Genomic DNA, 20,119 nt, shown 5'->3' on the forward strand with positions numbered 1-20,119 from the left:
GGGTTGCTCTTCGGGGGGATCGGCCAGGGGGACTACTCGGCGGGCTGGAGCAGGTCCCAGCGGTTGCCGTACAGGTCCTGGAAGACGGCGACCGTGCCGTACGGCTCGTGCCGCGGCTCCTCCAGGAAGGTGACGCCGGCGGCGGTCATCCGGGCGTGGTCGCGGGCGAAGTCGTCGGTGTGCAGGAAGAAGCCCACGCGCCCACCGGTCTGGTCACCGACCCGGGCGCGCTGCTCCTCGTCCTTGGCACGGGCGAGCAGCAGCCCCGTGCCGTGGCCGTCGGCACCGGGCTCGACCACGACCCACCGGGACCCGTCGCCCCTCGGCTCGTCGGCCACGAGCCGGAACCCCAGGGCGTCGGTGTAGAAGCGGATCGCGGTGTCGTAGTCGTCGACGACGAGGGTGACCAGGGCGATGCGTCTCATGGGGCCTTCCGGGTGCGGCGCAGGAGCACGGGGCAGCGTATGCGGCGTTATACGTAACACGTAGCCTACGGCATACCGTCGAGCGCGCCGGTGTGGGCTGCGCCACCCCCGGTCGGACTCAGTGGTGGTGCGGTTTCAGTGCGCCTCTTCGCCCTGGGCGACCTCGACCTCGTGGTGGAAGCCGATGACGCCGGTCGCCGACGCGCAGGCGGAAACGGCGGCGCAGGCCACGAGGAGGGCGGCGATCGAGCGCGCGGCCCGGTGCGGGGCGCGCGGGGCGGCCAGGAGGGCGGCGACCCGTTGGGGCACGGGTCCGCCGGTCGCGGCGGGCAGGAAGGCGGGCCGTTCGCCGGGGGTGGTGCGGGTGGCGAGGGCGGCGCGCCCGATCGCCCGGGCGGTCAGCCGCCGGTCGCCGACCACGACGGCGGCGGCCTCGTCGGCGGCGCGCTCGACCGCGAGCCGGATGACCGGCGCCACGGACCGCAGCCCGGGGTGGCACAGCGCGGCCAGTTCGGCGACCGCGAGGAAGTAGTGGTGCCCGGCCGCGTTGTGGGCCCGCTCATGCGCGAAGAGTGCCTCGCGCTCGTCGGGGCTGAGGCTGCGCAGCATCCCGGTGGTGACGACGATGCGGTGCGGCCGCCCGGGCAGCGCGTACGCGTCCGGGCGCGGGGAGTCGATCACGCACAGGTCGCCCGCGGCGGTTCGGCGGTCCGCCTCACTGGTGGCGGCGCGGAACGCCCGGGCCTGCCGCAGCACGGTACGGCACAGGGTCCACAGGCACACGGCGAGCCCGCCGACCGAGAACGCCGCCGCCGGCACGACGAACAGGTCCGATCCGGCGCGCAGCGGGCGAACCAGGTCACCGAGCGCGGCGAACAGCGGCAGCTTCAGCAACCCGGTGAGCACGAACGCGCCGAGCGCGGTCAGGGAGCAGCACGCGAGGACGGCCGTGCAGCAGGTCACCACCCACAGCGCGGCCTGGGGTGCGAGCCGTTCCAGGGCGCGCCGCGCCAGCGGGGGCATCACGAACGGCAGTGCGAGCGGGAGGAGCAGCAGGAAGGTCACTGCTCACCGGATTCCAGCAGATCCCGCAGGATGCGCTCGTCGTCTTCGCTGAGCTGGGCGACGAAGCGGGCCAGCACGGTGTGCCGGTCGCTGTCCCGGTCCAGTTCGGTGTGCATGCGCCGGGCGGTGAGCCCGTGGGCGTCCTGGACGGGGAAGTAGGCGTAGCCGCGGCCCTGGCGGCGGCGGTCGACGATGCCCTTCTCGTGCAGCCGGGACAGGATCGTCGTGACCGTCGTGCGGGCGAGGCCGGTGCCGAGGCTCTGCTGCACCTGGCCCGGCGTCCGGGGGGCGTCCGCGGCCCACAGGGCGGCCATGACGCTCGCTTCCAACTCGCCCGCCGGACGGCGCTCGTCCTTCGCTTCGGCCATGGAACCTTCCTCACCCCGGTTTTCGTCTACATTCCTGTAGACCGTCTACAGAAGTGTAGTCTTCGCGGGTCCGGCCGGGCCGGATCCGCACGTCCATTATGAAAGGGGCTCACTCCCATGGGCGCCGTACCGCGCACCGCACCGCCGTGCCCGGCCCCCGCACCCGGGCCGCGGTCGTGAGGCGGGCGGACACGGCCGACCTCGCCGGTTCCACGGCGCTCGGCGCCCTCGCGGCGTTCGTGCTGCTGGCGCTGACCGTGACCGGGCGCGGCGGCGCCCCGCTGTTCGGCGACACGGACCTGCTGCACTGGTCGCTCGCCCACCGTCCGCCCGTCGCGGTTGCCGCGGCGCGCGCGGTGACCTGCACGGGAACCGGATTCGTTCCCTACCTCCTGGCCACCGTGGCAGGTGTCGTGACGGGCCGCACGGCGCGCCGCGGCGCTCTCGCCGCCGCTGCCTGCGTCGCCTGTCTGGCCGTGGGCCAGACCGTGCGGTACGGGGTGATGTCGCTGGCCGCGCGCCCGCGCCCGGAGCGCGCGGACTGGGTCACGCACGCCTCGGGCTGGTCGTTCCCCTCGGGCCATACGACGACGGCCGCGCTCACCGCAGGGCTGCTGGCGCTCGCGATCCTCGTCCGTGCCCCGCGCGGCAGAGCCGGCCTCGTGGCCATCGTGCTCACCTGGGGCGTCTCGGTCGGCCTGACCCGTGTGTATCTGGGGGTGCACTGGTTCTCCGACGTCCTGGGCGGCTGGCTGCTCGCCGTGTGCTGGCTGAGCCTGTGCACGTACGCCGCCGCCCGACTGACTCCGCGGACGTTCGCCGGCGCCGCGGAGCCGGTGCGGTCCTCGGCGTCCTGAAGGCGGGAAGGCGCGCGGCACTTCGCCGCCTCCCGCTCCCTCACGCCGACGCGGTGCCCCGGCCGATGACGGCCGGGGCGGGATGCGCGCCGATCAGTTGGGGGAGGCGAGGTCGATCCAGATCTTCCGGATCTTGCGGCCCGAGGTCTCCACGTACACCATGCGCTTGTCGGCCGCCCCGCACTTGCCGGCGGTCTCGACGAACTCCTTGAGATCTCCGATGGTCAGGTCCCGGTTCTTCCCGTCGAATGAGTGCTGGTGCTCTGGCATGAACTCAGCATGCGGTGCCGTCGCTCTCCTGTCACCAGGGCCGCTGCCGTGCCCGATGAGCCGAACCATGAGGCGCAGGACCGACGTTCACTCTCCCTCCCGGTGCAGCGCGTCGAGACGCGCCATCTCCTCAGCGGTCAGGCGCAGCGCGCCCGCCGCCACGTTCTCCACCAGGTGGTCCGGGTTGCCGGTGCCCGGGATGGCCAGCACGTGCGGGCCCTGCTGGAGCGTCCACGCCAGGCGGACCTGGGCGGGGGTGGCGCCGTGGGCCCGCGCGATCGCGTCGACCTCGTCCGCCTCGTCCCCGGACGGCCCGTGTTCGGCGCCCTTGCCCGCGATGGCGAAGAACGGCACGAAGGCGATGCCCTTTTCGCCGCAGATCCGCAGAAGTTCGTCTGCTTCCGGATCCGGCCGGTGGAGCCCGTACTGGTTCTGCACGCACACCACCGGCGCGATCGCCTGGGCCTCCGCGAGGTGGCGGGCCTTGACGTTGGAGATGCCGAGGTGCCGGATCAGCCCGGCCCCGCGCAGTTCGGCGAGCGCGCCGAAGTGCTCGGCGATGGATTCCTGGCGCATGCGGCGGAGGTTGACCACGTCCAGGTGGTCACGGCCCAACTGCCGCAAGTTCTCCTCGACATGGCCGCGCAGCTGGTCGGGCCGGGCGGAGGTGCCCCACTCCCCCGAGTAATCTCGGTAGGGCCCGACCTTCGCGGCGATGACCAGGTCGTCCGCATACGGCGCCAGCGCGCTGTTGATGATCTCGTTCGCGGAGCGCAGCGACGAGAAATAGAAGGCGGCCGTGTCGATGTGGTTGACACCGAGTTCGACCGCCCGGCGCAGCACGGCGATCGACTGCTCGCGGTCGCTCGGCGTCCCGAGGTGGAAGGCGGCACTGCCCGTCAGCCGCATCGCGCCGAAGCCGATGCGGTGGACGGGCAGGTCGCCGAGTTTCCAGGTGCCCGCGGCGTCCGCGGTGATCGTCTGTGAGGTCATGGGTGGATCATGCACATATCCCGGGGCTCCGGCGCACGCCTTTCAGGGATACGTGTACGTGTTCAGGGTGCTCACGGCGGAGGCCGGGTCGCCGAGGTCGTAGCGGTCCACGGCCAGGTAGTTGGGCTTCTTGCGGGCGGCCGGCTGGCAGAACCGCTGGGCGCGGTCGGTGAGCTTGGTGTTGTCCGTGCGCGCCGTGGACGTGATGGTCGCGTCACGGAAGTGGTTCATGACGAACAGCGGGCGGAAGCCCGGTTCGGTGCGGGTCAGCGGGATGTTCGTGTTCGCGTCGTACCAGCGGCTGTAGCAGGACCAGTCTGAGGAGCCGAGGCCCGAGCCCATGGACCAGTAGTTCTCGACGGTCCAGTCCTTCTGGTACATCACGCCGAAGCTGTCACGGGTGAGCCCGGCTGCCTCGTCGGAGGAGCGGCTGTGGTCGGTGAAGATCAGCAGTCGGTGGTCGGCGGCGATCAGATCGGCCATCTTCGGCCAGCCGTTCTGCTTCACCCCGGTCCGGTCGGGCCGGTAGAGCACGTCGGACAGGCCGCTCACCCGCGCCAGTTCACCGCGCAGGACGCCCGGGTCGACGTAGTCCTCGAGGAAGACGGTGATGAACTGATCGGGGTGGGCCTTGAGGAAGTCCACCATCCGCTGGACGTCCACCCACAGCGCGACCGGACTGCTGACCAGGGTGCAGCTGTTGTGGCAGAGGATCGCGCCGTCGGGGGTCTGGTGGATGTCCAGCATGAAGCCGCGTACGCCGTCGGCGAGTTGCTGGTTGATCCCGCGCGCCTGGTTGGGTACGAGGTTGACGAAGGGCGGGGCGAAACCGCCGTCGACGCCGTTGGCATAGGCGTTGTGCGCGGTGAGGAAGGTGACCTGGTCGAGGGTGCGCCGGTCGGCGGACGGCATGGGGTTGGTGGGCGAGGTGACCGGGGTGAGGTACCAGGAGGCGGGGCCGCTCGCGGAGCCGATGGCCAGCTGTGCGGGGTAGTTGGCACCGGAGGCTTTGGCGGCCACGGTCAGGTAGCGGTCGGTTCCGGGCGCCTTGAGTGTGTACTGGTCGCCTCCGGCCTGTGTGATGTCCCAGGCCGCGTCGGCGCTCGAGCAGGCGACGGTGCGGGCCTGGTCGCCGGAGCGGCCGAGGCACCTGCCCGCGGTGTCGGCGCTTTCGAGGACGTAGGAGGATCCGCTCGCTCTGAGGTTCCACTGCTGGTGGTCCTCGTTGCCCTTGGGGCTGTGCTGTTCGACGGCTCCCCCGTGGTCGGCCGCGTTGAGCCCGGTCGTCACGCTCTGGACGTAGTAGGTGCCGACGGCGGGAAGCGCGGCGGCCGCGTGGGACGGAGAAGCCACGGTCGCGGCGGCCAGCACGGTGGCCGCGGCGAGCAGGGCGTGGGGGGTTCGCATGAGATGACCCTTCGGTCGAGGATCAGAATCGTCAGGTGCATGACACCACGACAGGTGGCCGGACGTCAGGAGGGGAGACGTCCACGCGGTGAATCCGAGGACATGTCCCGCATGACTCGGCGGCGCTGTGCGGCGTCCTGTGCGAACCCGGCTCGCGCGCATCGGAGAATCTTCCTCATGGCCACCACAGCGCACCCTCTCGTCGCCCGTGCGCGACAGCTCGCCGCCGACCTCCTGGCACCGCAGGCGGAGCGTGTCGACCAGGAGGGCGTGCCCGTGAGCCACATCGAGGCCGTCAAACGGTCGGGGTTGCTCGGGGTGAGCGCCCCGGTGGAGTACGGAGGCTCGGGCGCGCCCCCCGCGGTGGCCCGGGAGACCGCCGAGATCCTGGCGGGGGCGTGCTGCTCGACGTGGTTCGTGCAGACCCAGCACCACACACCGGTGCTGACGCTGGCGCAGAGCGAACTGCCCGTGCGGGAGCGGCTGCTCGGCCCGCTGGCGCGCGGGGAGCTGCTGTCGGGGGTGGCGTACGCCCATCTGCGGTCGTATCCGCGCGTCCCGGTGCGGGTCACGCGGGAGCGGGGCGGCCGGCGGTTCGACGGGACCGTGCCCTGGTACACCGGGTGGGGCCTGAACGACGTGATGCTGCTCGCCGGGGTGACCGACGCCGGCGAGGCGCTGTTCGCCTTCACCGAGGCGCGCGACCAGCCGGGGCTGCGGGCGTCGGCGCCGCTGCGGCTGGCGGCGCTCACCGCCGCGCGCACGGTCACGCTGGAGCTGGACGGGCTGTGGCTGCCGGAGGAGGCGGTGGCGCTGCGGACGCCGTACGAGCGGTGGGCGGCCGCCGACCGGCCGAAGACGGTGAACACCTCACCGGCGGTGTTCGGTGTGGCCCGCGCGGCGCTCGGTCTGCTGGACGACGACACCGCAGCGCCCCTGCGGGCCCGACTCGGCGAGGTAAGGGGCCGCGCCTACGCCCTGGCCGACCAGGCGGCCCCGCACGAACGCCTTCAGGAGCGGCTGGCGCTCAGGACCGAGGCGTACGAGGTGCTGCGCACGGCCACCACGGCGGCGGTGGTGGCCGGAGGGGGCCGCGCGATGATGCTGACGAACACGGCCCAACGGCTCGCCCGTGAGGCGATGTTCCTGCTGGTGCAGGGCCAGACGGCCCAGTCGCGCCGGGCGCACCTCGACCACCTGGCGGCCCTGGGTTCAGCTCGCGAAGGGGACCTGTGACGCGAGGGCGTCCCGCGCCCGGGACGGATGCCGCCACAGCCCTTGCGCCGCCAGCCTCGGCAGCACCCCCTCCCCGAACCAGTACGCCTCCTCCAGATGCGGATACCCGGACAGCACGAACTCCTCGATGCCCAGCGCCGCGTACTCCTTGATCCGCTCGGCGACCTCGTGGTGGCTGCCGACCAGCGCCGTGCCCGCGCCGCCGCGCACCAGGCCGATCCCCGCCCACAGGTTGGGGTGGATCTCCAGACCGTCCCTGCTTCCGCCGTGCAGCGCGAGCATCCGCCGCTGCCCCTCGGACTCGCTGCGGGCGAGCCCGGCCTGGACGGACGCCACGGTCTCGGGGTCGAAACCGTCGAGCAGCCGGTCGGCCTCGGCCCATGCCTGCCCGGAGGTGTCGCGGGTGATCACGTGCAGCCGGATGCCGAACCGCAGGGTCCGGCCCTCCTTCGCGGCGAGCGACCTGATCCACGAGACCTTCTCGGCGACCTGGGCCGGCGGCTCGCCCCACGTGAGGTAGACGTCGGCGTGCCGGGCCGCGATCTCCCCCGCGACGGGCGACGACCCGCCGAAGTACACCTCGGGGACCGGGTCGGGCACCCGGGCCAGCTCGGCGTCCTCGACCCGGAGGTGCTCGCCGTGCAGGTCGACGGTCTTGCCTTCCCACAACTCCCGTACGATCTGCAGGAACTCACCGGTACGCCGGTACCGCGCGTCCTTGTCCAGGAAGTCGCCGTAGGCGCGCTGCTCGTGGCTCTCGCCGCCGGTGACGACGTTGAGGAGGAGCCGTCCGCCCGTCTGCCGCTGGAAGGTGGAGGCCATCTGCGCGGCGAGGGTCGGCGAGACGGAGCCGGGGCGGAAGGCGACCAGGAACTTCAGGCGCTCGGTGTTCTGGCTGACCATCGCGGTGGTCAGCCACGCGTCCTCGCACCAGGCACCGGTCGGGGTGAGCGCTCCGACGAAACCGAGGTCCTCGGCGGCGCGGGCGATCTGGGTGAGGTAGGCGACCGTCGGCGGCCGGTCCCGCCCGGAGGCGGTCGCCGCGGTGCCGTGGCCGCCGCCGACCACATGGCGGCTGTCGCCGTTGGTGGGCAGGAACCAGTGGAAGGTGAGGGACACGGGGGTCTCCGTTCAGCGGGTGTCCGTGGGAGTAGGTCGTCGTGCGGCGGCCTCGTGCCGTTCCGCACGTCCGGCCGATGTGCCGGCGGTTTCGGCACTGGCCAGTACCGGGATCAGTCGGCGAACAGGGCACCGGTGGAGTAGCGCTTCTCGCCGCTGAGGCCGTACGAGCCGCCGAGCAGGGCTCCAGTCGGGTGAGGATTTGCCCCGGCCCTCAACTCGTCGGCCGGGGTGGCCACGACGGCGAGGGCCTCGGCGTCGTCGGCGATCAGATGGACGGGGGTCATCCCGCCGCTGCCAGGACAGGGGTGCTTCCGAGGGCCGCCGAGAACTGGTCGACCACCTGCAGGAGCGCCTCGGTGGCGGCCGGCGCGATGGCCAGCGAGCCGTCCTCGTGCACGGTGATGTCCTTGTCGAGGGTGAACCAGCCCTGCACTATGTGGGCGGCTCCCATGGAATTGAGGACCGGGCGCAGGGCGTAGTCGATGGCCAGCACGTGGGCGGTGGAGCCGCCGGTGGCCAGCGGGAGCACGGTCTTGCCGGTGAGCGCGTACTGCGGGAGCAGGTCGAGCAGCGCCTTCAGGACACCGGAGTAGGAGGCCTTGTAGACGGGGGTGCCGACGACGACCCCGTCGGCGCGGGCGAACAGCTCGGTCGCCTCGACGATGGCGGGGTGGCGGAAGTCGGCGCCGAGCAGGGCCTCTGCGGGAACGGTACGGATGTCGAGCGGGATCACGTCGTGGCCCTGCGCGGTCAGCCGCTGGTCCAGATGGCGCAGCAACCGGTTGGTGCGGGAGGCGGCGGAGGGACTGCCGGAGACGGACAGGACGGTGGCCATGGGTCCTCTTTCGGGAGGGAGGGGCGCCTGCGCGTGGGAGGCGCCCGTCGATGGACGGCGGGCGGCGGTCAGGCGGGGACGGCCACGGAGGCTGGCTTCGGCCCGCTGTGCGGGAGTTGGGCCTTCAGCTCCCGGACGAGGGGCAGCACGCGTGTACCGCAGCACTCGGCCTCCTCCTGGAAGTGCGGGAAGCCGAGCAGGAAGAGGTCGACGCCGGGCCTCTTGCAGGCGACGATGCTCCCCCGGCCTCCGGCCGTGGGGACCCCCACGGCGTTGGGGGCCCAGTAGGCGTATTTCAGGGGTGCTGCGGACATGCGGGAACTCCTGTTGCGGATGGTTCGCGGAATACGCGGAACACACCGGATCCGCGGGCGCGAAAAGGCCCACAGAATCGAGTCGGTGTCAGGAAAGCACCGCGCACACCCGTCGCGTGGCGACAGGGGGCGTGCTGGAAAAGGAAGTGACGGCGGATCCGGCAGGAGCGGGGATCACGCCGTGGGGCAACAGGAGGCGCTGGAGACGCGCGCGAGGTCGACGTGGCGTCGCCGCGTGAGGTCCAGTCGCATGTGCATGTCGTCGATCGTGGCAGCCGCCGGTTGGGGCAGTCAAGGAAATCCCGACCGTTCTCGCATCGCGGACCCTTCAATTTCACGACGGTGTGACGGGGAAACCCTTGAACGACTTCCGCGGTGGTCCGCACTCCGCGCGGCGGTGTACGAAAGGGAACGACGGGAATGTGTCGCGGCCTCGCCGGCCATGCGTCAGGACACGTTCCCCGGGGCCGACTTGACGGGAACTCGGCGGCGCGGTGGCTGACTTGACGGGCTCCAGCGGTGGCCCGCAGTGGCAGGTTGCCACCGGGACCGGCATCTCGGCCGGGGCGCCCGGAGTCGGTCCGCGCCGCCGGTTCCAGGGGGCGGTGGGCGTCGGGACGCTCACACCACCGCCCCTCTCAGTCGTCGTCGCGGGCCGGGACCACCACGAGGAACGCGTCCGACTTCAGGTCCATGACCACTTTGGCGGGCTCACCCTCGGCGCGGCGCTCCGCCGCGTACTCCTCCGCCGGCCACGATCCGCGCGGAGCCCCCGCAGGAAACCGCTCCAGCACCTTCGCGCCCATGGGGGTCGACACCTCCAGCATCGATCATCGACTCGAACCGACAACTTCCTGCCTATCGCCTGCCCGGAAGGGACGCCGATATGTCTCTCTCGCGGAAAACATCCCTTCGCCGCATCCGGAAGCACTCGTTCTGTGGAAGTGATCGCTGAGAGGACTTCGACGCGAGGGAGCCAGGCGGATGAACGGAGGCCGTGCCGGGCCGGGGCTGCGCTGCCTGGTGACCGGCGCCACGGGATACATCGGCGGCCGGCTCGTCCCGGAACTACTGACCGCGGGGCACCAGGTGCGCTGTCTGGCCCGTTCCCCGGAGAAGGTGAGCGGCCACCCCTGGGCGGCCGAGGTCGAGGTGGTGGCCGGAGACGTGACGCGGGCCCGGTCCGTCGCCGACGCGCTGCGCGGCATGGACGTCGCGTACTACCTGGTGCACGCACTGGGCACGGGCCGCAACTTCGAGGAGACGGACCGCACGGCTGCGCGGATCTTCGGGGAGCAGGCCCGTGCCGCGGGTGTGCGGCGCATCGTCTATCTGGGCGGTCTCACCCCGGCGGACGTGCCCGAGCATGAGCTGTCCCCCCATCTGCGGTCGCGCGCCGAGGTCGGCCGCATCCTGCTGGGCTCCGGCGTTCCGACCACGGTACTGCGGGCCGCCGTCATCATCGGCTCGGGCTCGGCCTCCTTCGAGATGCTGCGCTATCTCACCGAGCGCCTGCCCGTCATGGTCACCCCGCGCTGGGTTCGCACCCGGATCCAGCCGATCGCGGTACGGGACGTGCTGCGGTTCCTGGTCGGCAGCGCGACGATGCCGTACGACATCAGCCGCGTGTTCGACATCGGAGGGCCGGAGGTGCTGACGTACCGGGACATGATGGTCAGGTACGCGGCTGTCGCGGGCCTTCCGCGCCGGGGCATCATCTCCGTCCCGGTCCTCACCCCGCGCCTTTCGAGTCTCTGGATCGGCCTGGTGACTCCCGTTCCCCCGTCGATCGCACGGCCGCTCACCGAGTCGCTGCGCCATGAGGTCGTCTGCCGCGACCGCGACATCGAGAGGTACGTGCCCGCCCCCGCGTCAGGTCCGATCGGTTTCGACGAGGCGGTCCGGCTCGCCCTGCAGCGCGTGCGCGACGCCCAGGTCACGACCCGCTGGTCGTCCGCCTCGCCGCCCGGGGCGCCGAGCGACCCGCTGCCGACCGATCCCGACTGGGCGGGCGGCAGCCTCTACACGGACGTCCGCGAACTCGTCGTCGACGCCTCGCGCGAGGACCTGTGGCGAGTCGTCGAGGGCATCGGCGGCGAGAACGGCTGGTATTCCTTCCCTCTGGCCTGGGCGGCACGGGGCTGGCTCGACCGGCTGGTCGGAGGCGTCGGGCTGCGCCGGGGACGACGCGACGCGCAGCGGTTGCGGGTCGGGGACTCGCTGGACTTCTGGCGGGTGGAGGAGATCGAACCCGGGCACCTGCTGCGCCTGCGGGCCGAGATGCGGCTGCCGGGCCTCGCCTGGCTGGAGCTGTACGCCGAACAGGACGAGAACGGGCGGACCCGGTATCGCCAGCGGGCCCTGTTCCATCCGCACGGGCTGCTCGGTCACGCGTACTGGTGGGGGGTCTCCCCCTTCCACGCCTTGGTGTTCGGAGGCATGGCGCGCAACATCGCGCGGGCCGCCGCCAGGGCGCCGCGCACCGGTCCGGCCGAGCCCCGGCCCACCCCGTGATGTCCGCGCCGACGGGGAGCGGACCGCGGCCGGCCCTCTCTCCCCCGGAGTTCACGTCATGCACGTCTCCATCGTCCTGTTCACCTCCGACCTGCGTCTGCACGACCACCCGCCGCTGCGGGCCGCCCTGACCCGCCCCGGACAGGTGGTGCCGCTCTTCGTGCGCGACCGGGGGGTCGCGGCCGCCGGATTCGCCGTTCCCAACCGGATGGCGTTTCTCGCTGACTGCCTGCACGACCTCGACGCGGGGCTGCGCGCCCGGGGCGGGCGTCTCGTCGTCCGGTCCGGGGACGTGGTCGACGAGGTGTGCCGGATGGTCACCGAGGTGGACGCCGCCGAGGTCCACCTGGCGGCGGACGTCAGCGCCTACGCGCAGCGACGCGAGGCGCGGCTGCGGCGGGAGCTGGAGGCCCTGGGGCGCCGGCTGTGGGTGCACGACACCGTCAACACGGTCGTGCCGCCGGGAACGGTGACCCCGGTCGCCTCCGACCACTTCGCCGTCTTCACCCCGTACTTCCGGCGGTGGGCCGGGCAGCGGCTGCGCGACACGTCGGGCGCGCCGCGTGCCGTGCGGGTGCCGGACACCGCCGGATCGGAGGAACTGCCCACACGCGAAGGTCCTGCGGCGGTCTCGGAAGGGCTGCCCGCCGGTGGCGAGACGGAGGGCAGGAAGCGGCTCACCGCGTGGCTGCGCGGCGGCCTCGCCGCTTACGGGGACCGGCAGGACGATCTGGCGGGCGACGCCACCTCGCGTCTGTCACCGCATCTGCACTTCGGCACGCTCTCCCCCGTCGAGGTCGTCCACCGGGTGCGGCAGGCGGGCGGCCCGGGCGCCGAGGCCTTCGTACGACAGCTGGCGTGGCGGGACTTCCACCGTCAGGTGCTCGCCGCGCGGCCTGACGCGGCCACCGCCGACTACCGCACGCGAGGGGACCGCTGGCGGTCCGAGGGCGCGGCGCGCGCGGACGTCGAGGCCTGGCAGGAGGGCCGTACGGGTTATCCGGCGATCGACGCGGCGATGCGGCAGCTGCGGCACGAGGGGTGGATGCCGGGCCGGGCCCGGCTGCTGGCCGCGAGCTTCCTCACCAAGACCCTGTACGTGGACTGGCGCGTGGGAGCGCGCCACTTCCTGCGGCTGCTGGTCGACGGCGACGTCGCCAGCAACCAGCTGAACTGGCAGTGGATGGCCGGAACGGGCACCGACACCCGGCCCAACCGGGTCCTGAACCCCCTCGTCCAGGCCAGGCGGCACGACCCTGACGGCGCGTACGTGCGCCGCTGGGTCCCCGAACTCGCCGGGCTCCACGGGCCGGCGGTGCATGAGCCATGGCGGCTGCAGGGCCGGGAACGGGCCGTGTGCGGCGCCTACCCGGATCCGATCGTCGACCTGTCCGACGGCCTGGCCCGCTTCAGACGGGCCCGCGGACTGGGCTGAAATGCCCATACCGTCCGAGCCCTACACATAAAGAAAAGATAAGAGCACAATGAGCGTACGCGGCTCTCCCCCGCATTCCACCCCGGATGCGGTCAGGCCGTGCACAGTCGAAGGAGAGACCAGTCATGGCTGACGTCTCACACAGCAGAGGGGACATGGCGACCCACCCCGACGTCTCAGAAATGCGGACCCGCTACGCCCGCATGCTCGGTGGTCGCGATGTGGCGCTCGTGGACGGACCGGTGTTCCTGCTCGGTCTGTACTGCGCCGCATCCCCGTGGATACTCCACTACACGACGAGCCAGCCGCCGCTTGTGACGCACAACCTCATCATGGGGATCGCGTTCGGCCTGCTGGCCCTCGGATTCACCATCATGCCGGAGAGGATGTACGGCCTGAGCTGGGCCATGTGCGCGATGGGCACATGGATGATCATCTCGCCGTGGATCGTCGGCACCGGCCCGGACACCGGAGTCGTGGTCAACAGCATCGTCGTCGGCGCACTCGCCGTGGTGCTGGGTGTCCTCTGCGCGGGCGCGGCGGCGAAGAGCCCACCTCGCCCGTAAGGGGAACCTGTCGGCCGGTCCGCAGCCGCGGACCGTTCGCCCGGGTCCCCTCGCGAGCCGCACACTGGCGCGATGGGTCGAACCGTCAGTGCGTGGGTGACGTCCGGCGAGGACGTCCTCGGTGTCACGGGACCGTTTCCCGTGGACGTTCCCTGGTGGTCGGAGGTCGAGCAGGTCGTCGGGCGGCTGGAGGAGGTGCTCGGGGTCCCGGTGATGGTGCTGCGGCTGCTGACGGTGGACGGCGGTGAAGGCGGACGGGACGGCCACGCGACCTACCACGTGGAGGCGTGGGAGCGCCCGGCGTCCGGGTTGCTCGGTCAACGGGCCGCTCCCGAAGGGATGCTGGCGGGGGACGTGGCACTCCGAATGCCGTGGGCGCGTGCGGACGGACTGCGGGAACTGCTCGACTGGGGCGTCCGTACGCTCCAGGCGGCGGGACGCCCCGTCATCGGCCGCGTGGAGCAGCGGCGGACCTGGAATCTGGCGGGGTTGTTCCGGCTGCCCACCGCGTCCGGACCCGTCTGGCTCAAGGCGACGCCGCGCTTCGCCGCCGACGAGGCGGCCGTCGCCGACCTGTTCGCGCGGGTGGACGCGGGGCTGGCGCCGGCGGTGGTCGGCCGGGGCGAGCGGCGGATGCTGATGGAACACGTGCCCGGCAGGGACTGCTGGGGGGCGTCCGCCGATACGGTGACGGCGGTGATGCAACGGTTCGTGGCGGCCCAGGCCGCGCTCGCGCGCAGCCGCCCCGCCGCGCTGCGGGACTGGCGCATCCCGGTGCTCGCGGCCCGGGGGCAGGCGCTGCTCGACGGGCCGGTCGGGGCGGAGCTGGATGGTGAGGAGAGGCAGGCCGTGCGGGACTTGGCGGCTCGCTGGCGGCAGCTGGAGGACTGCGGTCTGCCCGACACGGTGGTGCACGGCGACTTCCATCCGGGCAACTGGCGCAGGGACGGCGGCCGTCCGGTCGTACTGGACTTCGCGGACGCCTACTGGGGCAACCCGGTGGTGGACGGCCTGCGCGCCATCGACCACCTCCCCGAGGCGGCCCGGCCTGCGGCGGCCCGGGCCTGGACCGCCGCCTGGGCGGCGCACGCGCCGGGAAGCGCCCCGTCCCGCGCCCTCCGTCTCGCCGAGCCGCTCGGCCATCTCATGCATGCCATCCGCTATCAGGAGTTCCTCGACGGTATCGAGGCCTCGGAGCGGCCCTACCACGAGGGTGATCCGGTGACGGTGATCCGCAGGGCGGTGCACACCCTGCGACATCCGAGCCCGTTCTTCGCGGGAGCCGGGGACTGAGGCGATGGATCACGCGGAAGCGCTGCTCATCGGTGGACGCGCCGGTGTCGGCAAGACGACGGTCGGCTGGGAGGTCTCGGCACGGCTGCGGGCCGCCGGAGTCGCACACGCCGTGATCGACGGCGACTTCATGGGGCAGGTGCACCCGGCGCCGGACGGTGATCCCCACCGCGCCGAGATCACCGAACGCAACCTCACCGCCGTGTGGCGGAACTATGCCTCACTCGGCCATCGGCGGCTCGTCTACACGAACACCGTCAGCGTGCTCGACGAGTCCGCGGGCATGTTCCGGCGGGCGATGGGCCCGCAGGCCCGGCTCGTCCGCGTGCTGCTGACCGCGGCCGACGACACGATCGCCCTCCGGCTGAAGGGCCGTGAACTCGGGTCGGAGCTGGAACGGGAGCTGCGCGCCAGCACGTACAAGGCGCGGCTGCTGGACGCGCGGGCGCCCGTCGACACCGTGCGGGTGGCGACCGACGGGCGTGAGGTCGTCGACATCGCGCGCGAGGTGCTGGCCGCCACCGGCTGGGTGTGACTCCGCCGTCGCGTGGAGGTGACCTGCGACCGGGGGGATCCTGCCACCCGGGGGAACCGGTCGGCCGTTGGAGCTGCACAACGACGCCGACCTGGCGGCGCTCGGCGAGTACACGTACGGCGTCGGCGCGGGCGGCCGCCTGTTCGCGTACATCCGCGTACATCCTCATCGGGACCGGGCTCGGCATGGGGCTCGTCAGCGAGGGCCGGCTGTTCACGGGCGCGCACGGCGGAGCCGGGGAGATCGGTTTCCTGCCGTGGCCGGGACGGCACAGGCCCCAGACGCTGGGGGGACGCGGTGCTGCTCGGCGCGCCGGCGACGGCGCCCGGCACGGCCCGGGACGTGGCGTTCGAGCGCAGGTCCGCCACCTCCTGACCGACTCCGGCCGGTCGGCGGCACCCCGCCGCAGCACAAGGGGGTGGGCCCTTGGGAGAGGCCCACCCCCGTGCGGCTCAGCTCACGTTGAGCGCCGTGTCGTCGAGGACGAACGACGTCTGCAGGCTGGAGCCCTCGGTGCCGGTGAACTTGAGGGTGACGGTCTGTCCGGCGTAGCTCGCCAGGTTGAAGCTGCGCTGGGTGTAGCCGCCGGCGGCGTTGAGGTTGGAGTACGTCGCCAGGGTGCTCAGGACCGTGCCGGAACTGTTCAGGAGCTGGACCTTGAGCGTGTCGTACGCCGTACTGGTGGTGGTCTCCGCCGTGTCGATGTGCAGGTAGAAGCTCAGGGTGGCGGAGGTGCAGGCGGACGGGATGGTCACCGTCTGCGAGAGGGTGTCGGTGTGCGCGGAGCCGTAGCCGTCCAGCCAGGCGTAGTACGAGCCCGTACGGGGCGACTCGCTGCTGGAGTTGGTGATGACGCCGCTGCTCGTGGTCCAGGTGGTGCTGCCGGACTCGAAGCCGTTGTTGCCGAGGAGCTGGGCGGCGGTGCAGGAGGTCGAGCCTCCGCCGCCGGTTCCGCCGCCGCTGCTGCCGCTCGCTCCGGAGAGCCATTCGGTGGCGTTCAGGGCCAGGGCGGCGTTGGTGGCGCCGGAGTCGTTCCAGCCGTCGTACAGCGTGTTGCCGGACTGGCCGGTGCCGTCGTCGATGGGTGAGCTGTCGCCCCAGAAGGCGACACGGCCGCTGCCGAAGGCGGACGTCAGGAAGAAGGCGCCGGTGTTGCCCGAGTAGCCGCTGCGGTAGAGCAGACCCTTGACGGAGGAGTTGTCGGACGGCTTGAGCGTGGCGGTGGTGCCGTTGGCGATGAGGCTCTTGGTGACGGTGCCGAAGGAGCCGTGCAGCACCGGGTCGGTGCTGTCGCTGATCGCGGCCGGGTAGCCGGAGGTGATGTTCAGCGAGTCGATGGAGAAGCCGAACGGGTCGGTGGAGTCGACGCTGTTGTTGGTCATCAGGTCGTTGAGGATCTCGACCGCGTCGTAGCCGTCGTTGTTGCGGTCGGCGCCGGTGTGGTCGGAGATCATGAACAGTCCGCCGCCGTTCTTGACGAAGTTCATGATCGCCGTCTTCTCGGCGGTGGTGAAGAGGGTGTTCGGTTCGGGCAGGACGAGCGTGTCGAAGTTCTTCAGGTCCAGCGCGGAGGAGCCGCCGTAGCTGAGGCTGGAGCCCGACGGCAGGGTCTTGAGGCTGTAATTGCCGGTCTTCTGCAGGGCGACGCCCCAGGAGGAGAGGGCTCCGGTCCAGTCCGTCTCGGCGGACGGCGTGGAGTCCTGGCCGAGTGGGTCGGGTTGGCTGGTGGAGACGATCCAGTCGGCGTTGCCTGCGGTCTCCGCGTGCGCGTTGTCGAACAGGACGCGGTGCGGGGTGGCCGCGTGGGCCTCGGTCGCGGCCGTGGTGGCCTGGACGGCGGCCCCCGTGGCGAGCAGGCCGCACACGGTGAGGACCGTGGCGAGTCTGTGGCGGGGCCTGGTGAGTCCGAGCATCCGGCGAACCTCCATGGGGAGTTGGGGAGAGGAGCGGTGCGGGTGCCAGTCTGCGCGCGTAGAGATTCCGCCGCGGGTCTGCGCGCGTAGAGTTCCTTCATACGCCGCCCGTACGACGGACTGTTGAACGGTACATGGCAGGACAGGGTCTGGCCATGAGAACGCCCTCCCGACAGGCCGAGGATTGACTCTCCATTGACCCGCGATTGAAGCGAACAGGAGTGTTACCACGCAGAGCGGGCACACGTCGTACGACAGACGCTTCACAAAGAGGGGCGGAGATGGAGATCTCGGGCATCATCAGTGCCATCGTCATCGGGCTCATCATCGGCGTCCTGGGGCGGCTCGTCGTCCCCGGGCGCCAGCACATCGGCATCCTGTGGACGATCGTCGTCGGCATCGTGGCAGCTCTCATCGGCGCCGGGATCGCCGCCGCGGTCGGCGTGGCCGACACCAAGGGAGTGGACTGGATCGAGTGGCTCATCCAGATCGCTCTGGCGGCGCTCGGCATCGCGGCGCTGGACCGGGCGAAGACGGCTCATCGCTGAGCGGTCCATCGCTGAACGGTTCGTCCCGGGGTACGCACCCTGGACGCCGAGCCGCATCATCAACGGGGCCGATCGGGCCGGTGTCACGCCCGATCGGCCCCGTCGCGTGTGACCACCGGGTCGCCGGCCATTCCCCGTACCGGGCGAGCGTGGCGTCCAGCGTCTTCGCGAGCGGTGTGGGGGTGACGCCGAAGCTGCGCTCGAAGGCGGCCGCAGGCCCGCCTGCGCGCGCTCGCGGCGGCCGTCCGGGACTGGGCGATCGCGCAGCCGCACCGCTGTCTGCTGATCGAGGGCACGCCCGTGCCGGGTTGCACCGCCCCGCCCGACACCCTGGACGGCGCCCGTGCGGTGCTCGAGGCCAGGGGGCGCCCCGTCAACGGCTCCCCACGCCGGCTAGGGCTTGTGCACGTAGGGCGTCGTGGTGGTCAGGGGTTCGAAGCCGAGGCGGGTCAGGATCGGACGGCTCTGGTCGGTCGCGTCGACCTGGATGTAGCGGTAGCCGCGGGAGGCCGCGACCTCGGCGCGGTGGGCGACCAGGGCCCGGTAGATGCCTCGGCCGCGCCAGTGGGGGACGGTGCCGCCGCCCCACAGCCCCGCGAAGCGGGTGCCGGGGACCAGTTCCAGACGGGCCGAGCTCACCGGTTCGTCGCCCGCGAGGGCCACCACGGCGACGACGTTGTCCCGGTCACCGGCGAGCCCGGCGAGAAGCCGGCGGCGCAGCCGGGTGCCGTCCGTGCCGAAAGCCTTCTCGTGGACGTCCGCCACGAGGTCGACGCCCGCCGGATCGGTGACCGGCACGATCAGAATGCCGTCGGGCACCTCGACGTCGAGGGTCAGGTCGGCCACCTCCGCGACCATCAGTGTCTCCTCGGGCTCGGGGGTGAACCCCGCCGCCCGCAGCCGCTTGCCCAGATCCACCGGGAGGTCGTGCCCGTACAACTTCCACTCGAACTCGCGGCCGAGCCCGGTGAAGTACGCGATCTGCTCGGCGATCGCCGTGTCCGCCGTGGTCTCGTCCAGGTCCGACCAGACGACCCCGTTCCAGCCGTGCGGCGAGCCCGTCTGGCGGACCACCGCCGCGTCCCGCTCGATACGGGCACCGGGCTCGTCGGGCCGCGCGCCCTCCCGCATGTCCCGGTCGTACAGGGCCAGTACGGCAGCGTGATCCATGGCTCACTCCAACGTCCGGGGCATGTGCTGGAACCGTAATACATCGTGACCACTGCGCGTTCGGCCCCCTTGCACCGGCGCGGGGCGAACTAGCCGAGCTCCAGGGTGGTCACCCCGTACACGCGCTCCTCGGCGAAGGATCTGACCGGTCCCGTGTACATGCGCGCTGTTTCGAACGACGGGGTGAGTCCCGCGCGTTCGGCGAGGGCGACGGCCGCCGCGTTCGGTTCGGGCACGTCGACGGCGATCTCGCGTCCGGCGGCTTCGGCGGCCAGCGCGGCGAAGAGGGCCTCGGCGTCCTCGGGGCTGTCGGCGAACAGGGGGCCGATGCGCAGCGCGTCGCGGGCGGGCCGGATCACCGCGTAACCGGTGAGGCGGCCGTCGCCGGGACGGACGAGGACCCGGTGGCCGGGGGTGGTGAGCCAGCGCTTCAGGAAGCCGGGGCGGTCGGCGGGGCAGCAGGCGCTGTCGTACGCCGCGATGGCGTCGAAGTCGGCCTTCTGGGCCGGGCGCACCCCGGGCACGGGCTCCGCGGCGGGGGCGGCTCCGGTGAACCGTACGGTGCGGTGGGCCAGTTCGAAACCGGAGCGGCGGTAGTTGTCCTGCTGGGCGACCACGCCGTCGAGGCCGACCGTACGGTCGCCGGCGTGGGCCAGCCCCGTCTTCCAGGTGGTCAGCCCCAGGCCGCGACCGCGCAGGTCCGGCCGTACGAGGTAGCAGCCCAGGAAGGCGTAGTCGGCGCCGTAGGTGACGACGGACACCGCCGAGACGGGCTCGCCGCCGAGACGGCCGATGAAGAAGCCCTCGGGGTCCTGGGCGAAGAAGGCGGCGCCGTCGGACAGACCGGGGTTCCAGCCCTCGTCCGCGGCCCAGCCGCTGATCACCGGCCAGTCGTCGAGCGTGGCCCGGGTGACGACCAGGTCATCGGGACCCGCAGAGGTCATCGTCGCGCTCCCTTCCATGGGGGGTGTCGGGCGCGGCGGAGGGACCGGCCGCGCCGCGAGCATCCTTCCCGATGCCGGGGACGTGCGCCACCGTAGGCCCGCTGGTCCCTGCCCCGGCCAATTCCCCGTACACGTAAGGGTGTTGGAACAGAAGGCCGGGAAGGCCGGGTTCACCCGTGAGGGTGTCCACCGCAGCGTCGTGTTCCATGGCGGACGCTGGCGCGACGGCGTGCGGTACGCCGTCTTCGGGACGACCCGGTCGCAGCCAGCCCAGGCTGACACCGACGGTGCCGAAGCCCCGCCGCCGGT

At 72.1% G+C, this 20,119-nt stretch carries 22 protein-coding genes and 2 pseudogenes; 9 read left to right on the top strand and 15 right to left on the bottom strand.

The genetic code is table 11. The features are described from left to right. Positions 1-32: 32 nt before the first annotated feature. The 3 genes from ACIRC0_RS00450 to ACIRC0_RS00460 all read right to left on the bottom strand — a co-directional run bounded on the left by ACIRC0_RS00450 (position 33) and on the right by ACIRC0_RS00460 (position 1,858). Positions 33-425 carry a VOC family protein gene (locus ACIRC0_RS00450; protein ID WP_403609304.1) on the bottom strand — a complete coding sequence of 131 codons (393 nt, stop codon included), beginning with the start codon at positions 423-425 and terminating at the stop codon, positions 33-35. 135 nt (positions 426-560) lie between these two features. After that, positions 561-1,490: a M48 family metalloprotease gene (locus tag ACIRC0_RS00455; RefSeq protein WP_403609307.1), complete on the bottom strand. Its 930-nt coding sequence runs from the start codon at positions 1,488-1,490 to the stop codon at positions 561-563. Further along, entirely contained in the window at positions 1,487-1,858 is a 372-nt protein-coding gene (locus ACIRC0_RS00460; protein WP_403609309.1) for a BlaI/MecI/CopY family transcriptional regulator, read from the bottom strand. Before ACIRC0_RS00460 ends, ACIRC0_RS00455 begins: the two co-directional genes overlap by 4 nt. A gap of 146 nt (positions 1,859-2,004) precedes the next feature. On the opposite strand from ACIRC0_RS00460, the gene ACIRC0_RS00465 reads away from it, so the two are divergent. Continuing rightward, complete coding sequence (locus tag ACIRC0_RS00465) at positions 2,005-2,715, top strand: phosphatase PAP2 family protein (protein ID WP_403609311.1); 711 nt, start codon at positions 2,005-2,007, stop codon at positions 2,713-2,715. A 93-nt stretch (positions 2,716-2,808) separates the two neighbouring features. Here ACIRC0_RS00465 and ACIRC0_RS00470 read toward each other — a convergent pair whose 3' ends face one another. The 3 genes from ACIRC0_RS00470 to ACIRC0_RS00480 form a co-directional block, all read right to left on the bottom strand. Further along, positions 2,809-2,985: a hypothetical protein gene (locus ACIRC0_RS00470; protein WP_403609313.1), complete on the bottom strand. Its 177-nt coding sequence runs from the start codon at positions 2,983-2,985 to the stop codon at positions 2,809-2,811. A gap of 87 nt (positions 2,986-3,072) precedes the next feature. Further along, on the bottom strand, positions 3,073-3,978 hold the full coding sequence (locus ACIRC0_RS00475) for an oxidoreductase (protein WP_403609316.1): 906 nt from the start codon (positions 3,976-3,978) through the stop codon (positions 3,073-3,075). A gap of 42 nt (positions 3,979-4,020) precedes the next feature. Then, positions 4,021-5,385 carry an RICIN domain-containing protein gene (locus ACIRC0_RS00480; RefSeq protein ID WP_403609319.1) on the bottom strand — a complete coding sequence of 455 codons (1,365 nt, stop codon included), beginning with the start codon at positions 5,383-5,385 and terminating at the stop codon, positions 4,021-4,023. 177 nt (positions 5,386-5,562) lie between these two features. On the opposite strand from ACIRC0_RS00480, the gene ACIRC0_RS00485 reads away from it, so the two are divergent. Continuing rightward, positions 5,563-6,621, top strand: a complete 1,059-nt coding sequence (locus ACIRC0_RS00485) for an acyl-CoA dehydrogenase family protein (protein WP_403609322.1) — start codon at positions 5,563-5,565, stop codon at positions 6,619-6,621. On the opposite strand, the gene ACIRC0_RS00490 is transcribed toward ACIRC0_RS00485, so the two are convergent. The 6 genes and pseudogenes from ACIRC0_RS00490 to ACIRC0_RS00515 all read right to left on the bottom strand — a co-directional run bounded on the left by ACIRC0_RS00490 (position 6,598) and on the right by ACIRC0_RS00515 (position 9,719). Continuing rightward, on the bottom strand, positions 6,598-7,740 hold the full coding sequence (locus ACIRC0_RS00490; RefSeq protein WP_403609325.1) for an LLM class flavin-dependent oxidoreductase: 1,143 nt from the start codon (positions 7,738-7,740) through the stop codon (positions 6,598-6,600). The genes ACIRC0_RS00485 and ACIRC0_RS00490 overlap by 24 nt on opposite strands. A 113-nt stretch (positions 7,741-7,853) precedes the next feature. Then, a complete protein-coding gene (locus ACIRC0_RS00495) occupies positions 7,854-8,027 on the bottom strand; it encodes a hypothetical protein (protein WP_403609327.1) in 174 nt (57 codons plus the stop codon). Then, positions 8,024-8,578, bottom strand: coding sequence for an NADPH-dependent FMN reductase (gene ssuE, locus ACIRC0_RS00500; protein WP_403609329.1), 555 nt, complete (start codon positions 8,576-8,578; stop codon positions 8,024-8,026). The genes ACIRC0_RS00495 and ssuE overlap by 4 nt, the downstream gene beginning before the upstream one ends. A gap of 68 nt (positions 8,579-8,646) precedes the next feature. Further along, positions 8,647-8,814 (bottom strand): annotated as a pseudogene (locus ACIRC0_RS00505) (dimethyl sulfone monooxygenase SfnG); the annotation flags it as partial. Positions 8,815-9,066: 252 nt separating this feature from the next. Further along, positions 9,067-9,150 carry a putative leader peptide gene (locus tag ACIRC0_RS00510; RefSeq protein WP_403612606.1) on the bottom strand — a complete coding sequence of 28 codons (84 nt, stop codon included), beginning with the start codon at positions 9,148-9,150 and terminating at the stop codon, positions 9,067-9,069. Between the two features lie 380 nt (positions 9,151-9,530). Then, a complete protein-coding gene (locus tag ACIRC0_RS00515) occupies positions 9,531-9,719 on the bottom strand; it encodes a hypothetical protein (protein WP_366024982.1) in 189 nt (62 codons plus the stop codon). Positions 9,720-9,876: 157 nt separating this feature from the next. On the opposite strand from ACIRC0_RS00515, the gene ACIRC0_RS00520 reads away from it, so the two are divergent. The 6 genes and pseudogenes from ACIRC0_RS00520 to ACIRC0_RS00545 form a co-directional block, all read left to right on the top strand. Further along, entirely contained in the window at positions 9,877-11,406 is a 1,530-nt protein-coding gene (locus tag ACIRC0_RS00520) for an SDR family oxidoreductase (RefSeq protein WP_403609332.1), read from the top strand. A 58-nt stretch (positions 11,407-11,464) separates the two neighbouring features. Then, a complete protein-coding gene (locus tag ACIRC0_RS00525; protein ID WP_403609335.1) occupies positions 11,465-12,841 on the top strand; it encodes a cryptochrome/photolyase family protein in 1,377 nt (458 codons plus the stop codon). Between the two features lie 125 nt (positions 12,842-12,966). Continuing rightward, positions 12,967-13,407 carry an SPW repeat protein gene (locus tag ACIRC0_RS00530; RefSeq protein WP_403609338.1) on the top strand — a complete coding sequence of 147 codons (441 nt, stop codon included), beginning with the start codon at positions 12,967-12,969 and terminating at the stop codon, positions 13,405-13,407. A gap of 72 nt (positions 13,408-13,479) precedes the next feature. Beyond that, the gene (locus tag ACIRC0_RS00535) at positions 13,480-14,700 is read left to right on the top strand and encodes an aminoglycoside phosphotransferase family protein (RefSeq protein WP_403609341.1); all 1,221 of its coding nucleotides are present in this window, start codon (positions 13,480-13,482) and stop codon (positions 14,698-14,700) included. A 4-nt stretch (positions 14,701-14,704) separates the two neighbouring features. Beyond that, a complete protein-coding gene (locus ACIRC0_RS00540) occupies positions 14,705-15,235 on the top strand; it encodes a hypothetical protein (RefSeq protein WP_403609343.1) in 531 nt (176 codons plus the stop codon). A 58-nt stretch (positions 15,236-15,293) separates the two neighbouring features. Further along, positions 15,294-15,591, top strand: a pseudogene (locus ACIRC0_RS00545) (ROK family protein); the annotation flags it as partial. 96 nt (positions 15,592-15,687) lie between these two features. Here ACIRC0_RS00545 and ACIRC0_RS00550 read toward each other — a convergent pair. Next, a complete protein-coding gene (locus ACIRC0_RS00550) occupies positions 15,688-17,148 on the bottom strand; it encodes a hydrolase (protein ID WP_403609346.1) in 1,461 nt (486 codons plus the stop codon). A gap of 281 nt (positions 17,149-17,429) precedes the next feature. Here ACIRC0_RS00550 and ACIRC0_RS00555 point away from each other — a divergent pair, with 281 nt between their 5' ends. Beyond that, a complete protein-coding gene (locus ACIRC0_RS00555) occupies positions 17,430-17,696 on the top strand; it encodes a GlsB/YeaQ/YmgE family stress response membrane protein (protein WP_403609348.1) in 267 nt (88 codons plus the stop codon). 393 nt (positions 17,697-18,089) lie between these two features. On the opposite strand, the gene ACIRC0_RS00560 is transcribed toward ACIRC0_RS00555, so the two are convergent. Further along, the gene (locus ACIRC0_RS00560; protein ID WP_403609351.1) at positions 18,090-18,866 is read right to left on the bottom strand and encodes a GNAT family N-acetyltransferase; all 777 of its coding nucleotides are present in this window, start codon (positions 18,864-18,866) and stop codon (positions 18,090-18,092) included. A gap of 89 nt (positions 18,867-18,955) precedes the next feature. Then, positions 18,956-19,810: a GNAT family N-acetyltransferase gene (locus tag ACIRC0_RS00565; protein WP_403609354.1), complete on the bottom strand. Its 855-nt coding sequence runs from the start codon at positions 19,808-19,810 to the stop codon at positions 18,956-18,958. Positions 19,811-20,119 lie beyond the last annotated feature (309 nt).

It is taken from the genome of Streptomyces sp. NPDC093984 (genome assembly GCF_044764595.1).
Taxonomy (GTDB): domain Bacteria; phylum Actinomycetota; class Actinomycetes; order Streptomycetales; family Streptomycetaceae; genus Streptomyces; species Streptomyces cynarae.

Excerpts from the sequence above, each read along its gene's own strand:
- ACIRC0_RS00450 (WP_403609304.1), bottom strand. The coding sequence starts at position 425 with ATGAGACGCATCGCCCTGGTCACCCTCGTCGTCGACGACTACGACACC.
- ACIRC0_RS00460 (WP_403609309.1), bottom strand. The coding sequence starts at position 1,858 with ATGGCCGAAGCGAAGGACGAGCGCCGTCCGGCGGGCGAGTTGGAAGCG.
- ACIRC0_RS00470 (WP_403609313.1), bottom strand. The coding sequence starts at position 2,985 with ATGCCAGAGCACCAGCACTCATTCGACGGGAAGAACCGGGACCTGACC.
- ACIRC0_RS00475 (WP_403609316.1), bottom strand. The coding sequence starts at position 3,978 with ATGACCTCACAGACGATCACCGCGGACGCCGCGGGCACCTGGAAACTC.
- ACIRC0_RS00480 (WP_403609319.1), bottom strand. The coding sequence starts at position 5,385 with ATGCGAACCCCCCACGCCCTGCTCGCCGCGGCCACCGTGCTGGCCGCC.
- ACIRC0_RS00485 (WP_403609322.1), top strand. The coding sequence starts at position 5,563 with ATGGCCACCACAGCGCACCCTCTCGTCGCCCGTGCGCGACAGCTCGCC.
- ACIRC0_RS00495 (WP_403609327.1), bottom strand. The coding sequence starts at position 8,027 with ATGACCCCCGTCCATCTGATCGCCGACGACGCCGAGGCCCTCGCCGTC.
- ssuE (WP_403609329.1), bottom strand. The coding sequence starts at position 8,578 with ATGGCCACCGTCCTGTCCGTCTCCGGCAGTCCCTCCGCCGCCTCCCGC.
- ACIRC0_RS00510 (WP_403612606.1), bottom strand. The coding sequence starts at position 9,150 with ATGCACATGCGACTGGACCTCACGCGGCGACGCCACGTCGACCTCGCG.
- ACIRC0_RS00515 (WP_366024982.1), bottom strand. The coding sequence starts at position 9,719 with ATGCTGGAGGTGTCGACCCCCATGGGCGCGAAGGTGCTGGAGCGGTTT.
- ACIRC0_RS00520 (WP_403609332.1), top strand. The coding sequence starts at position 9,877 with ATGAACGGAGGCCGTGCCGGGCCGGGGCTGCGCTGCCTGGTGACCGGC.
- ACIRC0_RS00525 (WP_403609335.1), top strand. The coding sequence starts at position 11,465 with ATGCACGTCTCCATCGTCCTGTTCACCTCCGACCTGCGTCTGCACGAC.
- ACIRC0_RS00530 (WP_403609338.1), top strand. The coding sequence starts at position 12,967 with ATGGCTGACGTCTCACACAGCAGAGGGGACATGGCGACCCACCCCGAC.
- ACIRC0_RS00535 (WP_403609341.1), top strand. The coding sequence starts at position 13,480 with ATGGGTCGAACCGTCAGTGCGTGGGTGACGTCCGGCGAGGACGTCCTC.
- ACIRC0_RS00540 (WP_403609343.1), top strand. The coding sequence starts at position 14,705 with ATGGATCACGCGGAAGCGCTGCTCATCGGTGGACGCGCCGGTGTCGGC.
- ACIRC0_RS00550 (WP_403609346.1), bottom strand. The coding sequence starts at position 17,148 with ATGCTCGGACTCACCAGGCCCCGCCACAGACTCGCCACGGTCCTCACC.
- ACIRC0_RS00555 (WP_403609348.1), top strand. The coding sequence starts at position 17,430 with ATGGAGATCTCGGGCATCATCAGTGCCATCGTCATCGGGCTCATCATC.
- ACIRC0_RS00560 (WP_403609351.1), bottom strand. The coding sequence starts at position 18,866 with ATGGATCACGCTGCCGTACTGGCCCTGTACGACCGGGACATGCGGGAG.
- ACIRC0_RS00565 (WP_403609354.1), bottom strand. The coding sequence starts at position 19,810 with ATGACCTCTGCGGGTCCCGATGACCTGGTCGTCACCCGGGCCACGCTC.